The organism is Streptomyces sp. NPDC020965 (assembly GCF_044333555.1).
Lineage (GTDB): Bacteria > Actinomycetota > Actinomycetes > Streptomycetales > Streptomycetaceae > Streptomyces.
The window spans coordinates 378,629-385,714 of record NZ_JBIRRE010000007.1 but is presented as its reverse complement, the minus strand read 5'-3'; the positions used below and the strand labels follow the sequence as shown (position 1 = coordinate 385,714).

At 73.7% G+C, this 7,086-nt stretch carries 4 protein-coding genes; 3 read left to right on the top strand and 1 reads right to left on the bottom strand.

Annotation, left to right across the window (positions count from 1 at the left end; translation table 11 throughout):
* Window positions 1-475 precede the first annotated feature (475 nt).
* Entirely contained in the window at window positions 476-883 is a 408-nt protein-coding gene (locus ACH4S7_RS22930) for an ATP-binding protein (protein WP_398523187.1), read from the bottom strand.
* 680 nt (window positions 884-1,563) lie between these two features.
* On the opposite strand from ACH4S7_RS22930, the gene ACH4S7_RS22925 reads away from it, so the two are divergent.
* From ACH4S7_RS22925 to ACH4S7_RS22915, 3 genes are all read left to right on the top strand, one after another.
* Window positions 1,564-2,322, top strand: a complete 759-nt coding sequence (locus tag ACH4S7_RS22925) for a HEAT repeat domain-containing protein (protein WP_398523093.1) — start codon at window positions 1,564-1,566, stop codon at window positions 2,320-2,322.
* Window positions 2,323-2,426: 104 nt separating this feature from the next.
* Window positions 2,427-3,098 carry a hypothetical protein gene (locus tag ACH4S7_RS22920; protein ID WP_398523092.1) on the top strand — a complete coding sequence of 224 codons (672 nt, stop codon included), beginning with the start codon at window positions 2,427-2,429 and terminating at the stop codon, window positions 3,096-3,098.
* Between the two features lie 365 nt (window positions 3,099-3,463).
* The gene (locus tag ACH4S7_RS22915; RefSeq protein ID WP_398523091.1) at window positions 3,464-6,850 is read left to right on the top strand and encodes an FtsX-like permease family protein; all 3,387 of its coding nucleotides are present in this window, start codon (window positions 3,464-3,466) and stop codon (window positions 6,848-6,850) included.
* The last annotated feature ends 236 nt before the right edge of the window (window positions 6,851-7,086 follow it).

Here is a 7,086-nt window from a genome sequence, read left to right as displayed (position 1 = left end):
CCCTGCTGATCCCGGGCCCTGCTGATCCCGGGCCCTGCTGATCCCGGGCCCTGCTGATCCCGGGCCCTGCTGATCCCGGGCCCTGCTGATCCCGGGCCCTGCTGATCCCGGGGCCGCGCTGATCGGTGATTCCGGCTGATCCCGGGCCCCGCGGATCCGTGCGCCGCGCTGATCCCGGGGGCTCACTGATCCGTGAGCCCTGCTGACCCCGGGCCGCGCTGAACCGTAAGTCCGGCTGATCCCGGGCCGCGCTGAGCGCACGCCGCGCTGATCCTCGCGCCGCGCTGATCTCGGACCCCGCTGCCCCGGGGCTCACTGAACCGTGAGCCCGACTGCCCCCGGGCGGGGCGACCGGGCCTTTCGGGTGGCTGGGCCTTCGGGTCCGTTCGGGCGGGTGGCCCCCAGCCGGGGGTGTCGCCCCTGTGCGTTCCCGTGACCCGTGGCCGTGTGGTGGACCCCGGGGAGTTCCCCGTGGTTACTGGTCCAGCGAGACGCAGACCTTGATCCGCTTGCCGACCGGGCGGCGCCTGACCTCGAAGCCCTCGCACACCGCGAGGACGATCTCCAGACCGTGCTGGCCCACCCGCCCCGGCTCGGCCGCGCGCGCCACCGGGAGGGCGGGGTTGGTGTCCCACACGCTGATCTCCATCAGCTCCCCGACCACCTCCAGGTCGAGCAGACAGGGCCCGGGTGCGTACTTGCACGCGTTGGTCACCAGCTCGCTGACGACCAGCTTCGCCGTCGCCACCGCCGAGACCGGGACCGGCGTACCGCCCCCGGCCCCCACCCGTGACAGGAAATCACCGGCGAAGGCGCGCGCCGACGCGATGCAATCCGGCGCTCCGTCGTAGCAGGCGCCGTCATAGTCGTGGCGGTCCCGGATGAGGTGGTTCCGGTCGTGCTGGTCCCGGCCGTCGCGGATGGCGGCGCCGTCGGGGGCGGAGTGGTCCCGAGCCGCGCCGTGGGCCGGGACATCACGGTGGTCGCCGTCCCGGTCGCCGTCCCGGGCTCCGCCGCGTACCCCGTCGTACCGAACCTCGTCGTCAAGCATGTAGCCGTACCGAACCCCGTAGTCGTACGTCCCGCCGTGGCGGACTCCACCGTCAGGAGCTCCGCCATGACGGATCTCGTCGAAGCGGCCACCGTCGGGGGGCACCTGCGCGGTGCCGGTACCACCGGCCCACGAGGGCGCTCGGACGGACAGTGCCTGGTCCCGTTCGGCCAGCCCGATGTTTCGCATAGTGCCCCCGTGCCCCTGTCGGTCGTCCGCGTACGGAAGTGTCCTCCGCGCTCCGCGGTTCTGCGCGTCTACCCCCGCGAATCCCTCTCACTCCCCCTCGCTCCGCCCCGCCGCGTCCGCCGCGTGTGTTGCGTGTCCCACACGACACGCGCAGCATGGAAGGAGAGGTTCGGCACGACCCGTGCGCGTGCGACGGCAGGAGGCGCCGAAGAGCGCCCCACGAGAACCTCACCGGCCCCGCCGCCGACCCGCGGCCGGGGGAGTAGTGGCCGCGGAGCCCGTCCAGACGCACAGCAGAGCTGTACCGGAGGGATGGATTCCCCATGGCTGACCAGCATTCCGCCGACGACACTCCACGGGTGGCCGGCCCCCCGCCACCGGGCGGGAAGGCGGCGCCGGGTGACGAGCCGGGCGACTCCCTCGCTTCCCCCGGGCCGCAGGCGTATGAGTTCATCGACGAGTTCGGCGGTCTCGGGAGCGCGTTCACCGATGCCGTGCACGCCATGGGTGCCGTGGGCCCGGACGTCGAGGACAACTATCAGCGTGCGCTGCGGGTCCTGCGCGAGTACCCCCCGGACGAGATCACCACCTTCGCGCGCAGGGGCTGGCAGTCCCTCCCGGAAGAGGCGTATCTCGACCGCTGGGGTCTGGTGCAACTGTTGACCGACCTCCGGCTGAGTGACGCCGCCGGCGTCCTCGCCGCCGTCGTGGCCACGCCCGTACCGCCCGAGCGTTCTCCTGGCGCCGATCACCGGCACTCCACGGTCGGGGAGGAGGTCGTGATCAGGACCACCGCGGTCGAGGGCCTGGCCCGGCTGGCCGCCGAGGGTGATCCGCGCGCGGTCGAGGCCCTCGTACGGCATCTGGACGACGACCAGCGCGGCGTGCGGGCCGCCTGTGTGACGGCCCTGCGCGGGCTGCCCGGCGGCGCACCGGTGGATCTGACGGAGCTGGTGCGCGAGGACGACCGGGATCTCCTGACGGCGCGGCGTCCCGACGTACGGGAAGTGCCGCAGGTCGGGCGGGTCGACTACGTCCTCCATCCGGGAGCGGGCGCCGACCCGCCGCCGCCACCGCGCTGACGCCACCACCGCGCTGACGCCCCCACCGTGCTGACCGGGAATCGGCCGTGGACGGTGCTGCGGGGAGGGATCGTGAGGGGGAGGGACGAGGAGGAGAGAGACCCATGGCCACCTGTTCAGCCACCGCGCCGGACCTCGATGTCTCCGGTGACAACTTCTACGCGCCGTTCTGGCAGGGCAGTCAGCCCCATGTGAGCTACTTCTGGAACACCTACGGATTCGCCGGCCAGAAGGCGTACTGGGACGACGGCTTCGGCTGGGACGACCCGAACAACATCATTCTGCCGCTGGGACGGACCTTCAACTCGCTCTGGCTGCTGACCTACTCGGCGCCGAACTATGAGAATGACTCGTACGAGCTGTCCATCCTGAGCTGGGGACGCCGGTACGTCCGCGAGAACATCCGCGTCCTGCGGGCGTTCTGCGGCGACGGTACGGCGGTGGCCACCTCCTTCAGCGACCGGGTGGAGCTGTACCTCGGCATGTGGTTCGACCAGGCGGTGCCCGACCGCGCCTCGACCTTCGTCCATGAGGCCCGTCATGTGGGCGGCAAGTCCCACAACGCCAACTTCCCGGCGGGTTCGGTGTTCGGCACGGGCGGTGGCGCTGACCAGGACTGGGCCTATGAGGGTGCCTGGATGTACGAGACGCTCTATCTGTGGTGGTTCGTCACGGACGGCACGCCCATCACCTCCGCCATGCGGGAGCGCGCCCGACAGCAGGGCAATCTCTATATCGACAATGCCTTCGCGGTTCGGCCGCCGTACCGGATCTGAATCCCGATCGCCCCCGGTCCGGCCCCGCGCGGATCGGACCCGTGACCCCACTCGTCCCTGATCCGGCCCCGCTCGTACCGGTCCGGATCCCGCTCGTACCGGCCCGTATCCCCGCGCGTACCGGTCCGGACCTCGCTCGTACGAGATCCGGATCCCGATCACCCGAGATCTGAACCCCGATCGCCGGTCACGATCTCATCAAGTCCGACCGGTGGCCGTTCTCCTAGACCCGTGCCCTCTGAAAGTATCGGGCTCGAAAGGGCTTTCGGGGGACCCAAGCGCCATGGGGCGGCGGAGACGTCGCGACCACACGCGCCTGCCCGGACGGCCGTACGGGGGTAGTACAGGGCAACAGGGGGCGTCCGGTGGCGGGGTTTCTGTTTCTCCGCGCACGCGGACATCGGCTGCTGCTGACGGCGGCGCTGCTCGCCGTCCTGCTGACCACCTCGGTCCTGGCCACCCTCGCCGCCTTCGCCGGCTCCGTCGGGGACGCCGGGCTGCGGCACGCGCTCAGCACCCGGGACGCGGCGGCGGCTTCGCTGATCATCACCGCCGAGAACCCCGGGCCGGACCGCGCGGCGGCCGCCCGCGACGCCCGGCGCGGTGCGCAGCGGTCCTTCGACGGACTGCCGCTGACCCTGCGCCAGTTCGACAACTCGGGGCCGTACTCACTGCCCCGCGCCCTCCAGCCGAAGGCCGCGCGCGGCGGCGAACCCGATCTCACCACCTTCGCCGCCGTGGACCGTTCACGAGTCCGACTGTCGGCGGGCTCCTGGCCCACGGCGGCGCCCGCGCAGCCCGCCACACCCGCGAAGTCCGCGAAGCCCGCCACACCCGCATCCGGGACGGCGGACGGTGTGGTCGGGGTCGCCCTCCACGAGGCGGCGGCGCGACAGCTCCGGCTCACCCCCGGCCCACGGGTGCTGTCCCTCGCCGACCGGCTGGGCGGACCCCCCGTGAAGATCCGGGTCACCGGCCTCTACCGGCCGGCCGACCGCGACGACCCGTACTGGCAACTGGACGAACTGGCCGGACGCGGGGTCCGCAAGGACGCCTTCACCACCTACGGCCCCCTGCTCACCGACCCCACTGCCCTCGCCTCCGGCCGGATCAGCCGGGGCGAGCTGGCCTGGCTCGCCACCGCCGACTTCACCACCTTCGGCGGCGACCGGCTCGACGCGCTGCGCACCTCCGCGAAGAACAGTCAGCGATACCTCGGCGACCAGCCCGCGCTGACCAGCCGGGTCGTCACCCGCACCGCGCTGCCCGAGGTGCTGGACCAACTGGAGCGCGCGCTCCTGGTCTCCCGGGCGACCCTGCTCATCGTCTCCCTCCAACTGGTACTGCTCGCCGGCTATGCGCTGTTGTTGGTGGCCCGGCTGCTCGGGACGGAACGCGAGAGCGAGACCCGCGTCCTGCTGGCGCGCGGCGCGTCCCGGGGTCGGATCGCCTCGCTCTCCGCCCTGGAAGCGCTCCTGCTCGCGGCCCCCGCCGCCATCTGCGCGCCACTCCTCGCCGGCCCGCTCACCCGGCTCCTCGCCGGACAGGGCCTGCTGGAGCGGATCGGGCTGCGGATCGACACCGCCCTGACGGTGGAGATCTGGTTGGTCGGGCTGGCCGTGGCGGTCGCCTGTGCGGCGGCCGTCGTCGCCCCCGCGCTCACCGCCACGCGCGCGCCCCGTGCCCGCGCACTACCCGCTCCGCTCCGCGCCGGTGCCGACCTGGGACTCCTCGTCGTGGCGGGGGTCGCCTACTGGCAGCTCGACCGGCGCACCTCCGGTGGCGGCGCGCTCAGCGGCACCGCCGGAGGCGAGGGGCGGCTCGGCATCGATCCGCTGCTCGTGGTGGCGCCCGCGCTGGCCCTGCTCGCCGGAACCGTCCTGGCGCTGCGGCTGCTCCCCCCGGCGGCGAAGCTCGCGGAACGGCGCGCCGCCCGGAGCCGGGGGCTCACCGCCCCGCTTGCGGGCTGGCAGCTCAGCCGCCGCCCACTGCGCGGCACGGGACCCGTACTGCTGCTGGTGCTCGCCGTCGCGATGGGGATGCTGGCGATCGGACAGGGCGCTTCCTGGGACCGCTCGCAGGACGATCAGGCGGACTTCCGGGCCGGTGCGCCGGTACGGGTCCTCGGCGGTGGCACCATCCAGCAGTTCGGACAGGGCGGTACGTACGACGGAATGCCAGGCGTACGGGCCGCGGTGCCCGCGGCCCGTACCGGAATGGGACTCTCCGGAGGCCGGCAGGCCACCGTGCTGGCCATCGACACGGCTCTCGCGGGCGACGGACTGCGCCCGCGCGCCGACCTCGCCGACGGCGATTCCGGACGGCTCATCGCCGCCCTCCATCCGCCGAAGACGCCCCGCGCCGGGGTGGTGATGCCGCCCGGCACCGCGCGGCTGGCCCTCGACGTCACGCTGAGCGCCCCCACCGACGATCCGTTCGGGCGCACCGACACCCCGGTCACGGTCACCGTCGAGGACCGGCACGGGGTGTCGTACCGGATCTCGCCGGAGAGCCTGCGGCCCGTCGGGGGCCGGCAGTCACTCACCGTCGACCTGGCGAAGGCAGCCGACGCGCCGGTGGGCAGGCCCGCCGAACCGCTCGCGCTGACGGCGATCGAATTCGACCAGATCGGCTACCCGGACCGGATCGTGCCGAAGCGGTTCACGGTCGGCGGGATACGGTCGATCGCCGCCGACGGCACCTCCCGGACGCTCATCCCGCCCCCCGACCTCGGCTGGCAGGGGAAGGCGACCGTCAACGTCGACCCGGTGCCCGGCAGGGAGACCAGGCCCGCCGTCACCGCCGCCCGCTCCGCCTCCGGGACGGCGCTCGACCTCGGCTACCACCTGGGCACGGCGGCCGTCGGCGACAGCTGGGGCCCCGAGCGCACCGTCACCGTCCGGGCGGCGGCCCGCCGCCCGGCGCCCACCGTCCCGGCCGCCCTGGCGACCGACCGCTTCCTGGAGTCCACCGCGGCCAAGGTCGGCTCCGTCATCGAGGTGCCGATGTCGGGCGGGCCGGTGAAGGTACGGATCGCGGGCGCCCTGCGGGCCATTCCGACGACGGGGGCCGCCCCTGTCGGCCCGACCACCACCAAGGCGACCGCCGTCGACGGCGGCGCCCTGCTGGTCGATCTGCGCGCGGTCAACCGCATCCTGGCCGACCGTGCCGACGCCGCCTTCCCGCCCACCGAGTGGTGGCTGTACACCCGGCCAGGCGCGGCGGAAGGCGTGGTGGCCGCACTGCGGGAGCGGGCCGAGATCGACCCGGCACAGATCCAGGTGCGCGACGAGATCGCCGCCGAACTGCACGACGATCCACTCGGCGCGGGCCCGCAGTCGGCGCTGCTCGCGGTGACCGGCGTGGCCGCCGCGCTCGCCGCGGTCGGCTTCGCGGTCGCCACCGCCGGGGCGCTGCGCGAGCGTTCGGCCGAGTTCGCCGTCCTGCGGGCGCTGGGCACGACCAGGCGCCGGCTCGCCCGGGTGCTCGCCGTCGAACAGTCGCTTCTCATCGGGGTCGCGCTGCTGATCGGACTCGCGCTCGGGGCGGTACTCACCCGTGCGGTCGTCCCCTTGATCGTGCTGACCGGGCAGGCCACCCAGCCGATCCCGGCGGTCCTGGTGGAACTGCCGCTCGGACGGGTTGCGCTGCTGATCGCGGGGGTGGCCGCGGCGCCCGTGGCGATCGTGGCGGCACTGGCGCTGCGCCGCGGCGATCCGGCGACGTCGCTGCGCGCACAAGGGGGCGAGTGAGATGGCCGACCACACGGACAGCTCGGACCCCACCGATCACGGCAGGGACAGAGCCAGAGGCGGAGACAGCGCCAGGAACGGGGACAGGGTGTCGCGCGACGGTACGGGAGGCGCGGCGCCGGCCGCCGACGCCGGTTCCGACCGCCCGAGCGGTCAGGCCGGTTCAGGTGCCCAGGCCGCGCCGGGTGACGGCCGGAGCGGTCAGGTCGGGCCCGGGGGAGGCCCCCGTGGCCGTC

What these genes read in the sequence shown, in the direction of transcription:
- ACH4S7_RS22925 (WP_398523093.1), top strand. Translation starts at nt 1,564, where the DNA reads ATGGCTGACCAGCATTCCGCCGACGACACTCCACGGGTGGCCGGCCCC.
- ACH4S7_RS22920 (WP_398523092.1), top strand. Translation starts at nt 2,427, where the DNA reads ATGGCCACCTGTTCAGCCACCGCGCCGGACCTCGATGTCTCCGGTGAC.